4 protein-coding genes are annotated in these 3,100 nt (G+C 61.6%); 2 read left to right on the top strand and 2 right to left on the bottom strand.

The features are described from left to right. Nucleotides 1-723, top strand: a 723-nt coding sequence (gene queC / locus WC683_20415) for a 7-cyano-7-deazaguanine synthase QueC (protein MFA4974975.1), incomplete at its 5' end; no start/stop codon positions are given. A gap of 5 nt (nt 724-728) precedes the next feature. Next, the gene (locus tag WC683_20410; GenBank protein ID MFA4974974.1) at nt 729-1,286 is read left to right on the top strand and encodes a DUF366 family protein; all 558 of its coding nucleotides are present in this window, start codon (nt 729-731) and stop codon (nt 1,284-1,286) included. Here WC683_20410 and WC683_20405 read toward each other — a convergent pair. After that, nucleotides 1,283-1,918, bottom strand: coding sequence for a hypothetical protein (locus WC683_20405; GenBank protein ID MFA4974973.1), 636 nt, complete (start codon nt 1,916-1,918; stop codon nt 1,283-1,285). The two genes, WC683_20410 and WC683_20405, sit on opposite strands and share 4 nt — an antisense overlap. 66 nt (nt 1,919-1,984) lie before the next feature. Continuing rightward, the coding region (locus WC683_20400) for a deoxyguanosinetriphosphate triphosphohydrolase (protein MFA4974972.1) at nt 1,985-3,100 on the bottom strand (1,116 nt) is incomplete at its 5' end.

Below are 3,100 nucleotides of genomic sequence, written 5' to 3'. Positions count from 1 at the left end.
CCATTCGGCCACCTATTACGGAGAAAGATGAGAGACAGGGCCATAGCATTGCACTCGGGCGGGCTGGACAGTTCTGTGGCCGTGGCGCTGGCCATGCGGAGCTGCGATATCGCGCTCGCGCTGACCTTTGACTACGGCCAGAGGGCGGCGAGGCAAGAGAAAGAGGCTGCCGCAGCATTCTGCAGAGAGCACAGTATCGAGCATCGTTCGATCGCCCTGCCGTGGCTCGCGGAGCTGGGCAAAAGCCCGCTCACGCACAAAGACGCGAAACTCCCGGCCGTGGAGCCGAAAGGATTGGAATCAAGCGCACGCGAGAGGGCTGAGGCTGTGTGGGTCCCAAATCGCAACGGTCTCTTTGTCGCGATCGCCGCATCATTCACAGAGGGGATGGGGGCGAAGCACGTGATCGCTGGGTTCAACAGAGAAGAGGCCGAGACCTTCCCTGACAACGGCGTTCCGTTCATGGAGGCGACCGAAGGCGCGCTCTCCTTCTCCACCCTGAACAAGGTGGAGATCCTCTGCCCCACCAAAGACATGGACAAGAAAGCAATCGCCAGGGAATTCATCGCACTGAAGCTCGGGCCGGACTCGTTCTGGTGCTGTTACGAAGGCAAGGAGAAACTCTGCGGCAGATGCGAGTCCTGCGCGCGCACGATCAGGGCATTCAAGGCAAACGACGCATTCGATACTATCAAGGAGAGGTTCGAACAAGGGACAAGGTGACACAGATGAAAGGCGCATGGATAGAAAACAAAACCCTCTACGACGGCACGCAGCTGAGATCAGGCTGGGTTAAGAGCCAGACAAGGCTTGCCGGGAGCGCGATCGCCTCGTTCGCAGGCCCTGCCGATGTCCCGATCGAGAACATGGTCGATCTCGAAGATGTCGCAGCGAACGCCCCGATCTTCTCAAACGAGATGCTCCACTTCATCGCCGAACACGAGGAGCGCGACCTGCCCCTCGCAGTCGCGCGGCAAAGGCTGCTCGTCGCGATCGCGGCCGAGGAGATCGTCGGACGCGCACCAAGCGCGAGGATCGAGAGAAAGGGAGACGACATCTATGAGGGCGATCGCAAACTCTCGGTCTCCATCGCCACGAGCTCCCCTCGCTCCACGCTCATACACTTTGCGATCAACATCCGCAGCGACGGCACTCCCGTGCCGACAAAGGGGCTTTCCGATTACGGCATCGACCCCCGCACGCTCGCGGATTCAATACTCAAACGCTACTGCGCAGAGATAGAGTCGATGGAGAAGGCGACAAAGAAAGTAAGACCGGTCGATTAATCCTTCTGATACGGATTTTTCATCTGCACCACGAGCTCCCACAGCACCGGTTGTCCAGCGAGCCACTCAGAGTAGAGCGGATCATCGTCCTCCGGCAGGACTACGCTTGCGACCAGCTGCGCGGTGAGTGTGTCTGCGTCAACAAAGCCCATGGACTCCACGCCCTCGACCTCGATCGGCCCGGTCCGAAACTCCATCCTGGGGAGTATGATGTCGATGAACGGCTCGGGGCCTGCGCCGTCCGGGGAGAGAGCGCCCTTGAACGCGCGCACGCGAAGGTCCACGTTGGCGAGCCTCACCTCAGGAAATTTCTCCCACGAGATCACAGGGTCCACGCCCGGCATCGGCTCCACAAAGCCCGAGATCTCCCCCAGCCCGGTCGGCAGATCCTTCTCATGGAACGCAAGTCTCGGCACCGAGGCGGCCACGACCGCAGCGCCCTTGCCGTCTACGGAGTAACAGATCGCGCCCTCCCCTTTCGCTTCGTACGAAGGCGCGTCAGGCAGGGTGACAAAGCGCGCGATGAGCCGCACGCCTGCGCTCACCGAGTTGGAGCAGGAATCGTCCGCCTGCGAGGCGGCCGAGACGAACATCACGGCCAGGGCTGCAAAGGCAAGGATCGTTTTCTTCATAAAATCCCTCCTTTCAGGATGCCCGGGTTTTCGCAGAGATGAGTTCGATCGACAATATGCAGCGCGTCAGACCTTTTCGTCCGGATCAAAGAGTTTGGCGTATTCGCCCAGCGCGAAGCGATCGGTCATGCCGGCGATGTAGTCGCAGACCCTGCGCTCCGCATGCCCCTCCTCGCGGATAGCGCGCTCGATCGAGGGAGGCAGGACCTTCGGATTGTTGAGGTATGTGTTGAACAGGGCCGAGAGGATGCGGTTCGATTTGTCCGCCATCCTCTCCACGCGGAAGTGGCGGTAGAGGTTGGCGAAGAGGAAGTCCTTGAGCCCCTTTGTCGTCACCTTCATCTTGTCGCTGAACGCCACGGCCGGCTCCGCAGTCGCTGCGACGTCCTCCGTCGAGGCGATCCCCAGCTCCCCTATGCGCCGCCTCGTCTCGTCCTGAAGATCTGTGACCAGCAGGTGTATGAGCCTCCTGATCGCCTGGCTCTTCTGCATCTTGGGCGCGATACCGGGGTGATCCTTCGAGACTTCAGAGTTGACCCGCTTCCAGAGCTCGACGTTGTCGAGATCGGCCGTCTTCAGCATGCCGGACTCGAGCCCATCGTCCAGGTCGTGGTTCATGTAGGCGATTTCGTCCGCCACGTTCACCACCTGCGCCTCGAGCGAGGGATATCTCTTCATATCCACCGCTAGGCCGCCCAGCTCCGGGGAATCGTACTCGCCCGCGTGTTTGAGCAGCCCCTCGAGGACCTCGGCGGAGAGATTGAGGCCTGGGAAATCGGGATAGCGGCGCTCCAGCAGCGTGACCACGCGGTAGCTCTGGCGGTTGTGCTCGAAGCCCCCGTGGTTCGCCATCAGTTCGTTGAGCGCGGTCTCGCCGCGATGGCCGAACGGCGTGTGGCCGAGGTCGTGAGCAAGCGCGATCGCCTCGGAGAGATCCTCGTTGAGCCGGAGCGTGCGCGCGAGCCCCCTGGATATCTGCGCCACCTCGAGCGTGTGCGTGAGCCTGGTGCGGTAGTAATCCCCCTCGTGGTTGACGAAGACCTGGGTCTTGTACTCCAGGCGGCGGAAAGCCTCGCAGTGGACTATTCGGTCGCGATCCCTCGCGAAGCAGGTGCGGAACTCGCACTCGGGCTCCTTGTGCACGCGGCCGCGGCTGCGAGCGCTCTTGGCCGCGTAGGGCGC

This window comes from bacterium, from assembly GCA_041648665.1.
Lineage (GTDB): Bacteria > UBA10199 > UBA10199 > 2-02-FULL-44-16 > JAAZCA01 > JAFGMW01.
The sequence above is the reverse complement of the archived record's forward strand: the minus strand, read 5'-3'. Positions and strand labels throughout refer to the sequence as shown.

What these genes read in the sequence shown, in the direction of transcription:
- WC683_20410 (MFA4974974.1), top strand. Translation starts at nt 729, where the DNA reads ATGAAAGGCGCATGGATAGAAAACAAAACCCTCTACGACGGCACGCAG.
- WC683_20405 (MFA4974973.1), bottom strand. Translation starts at nt 1,918, where the DNA reads ATGAAGAAAACGATCCTTGCCTTTGCAGCCCTGGCCGTGATGTTCGTC.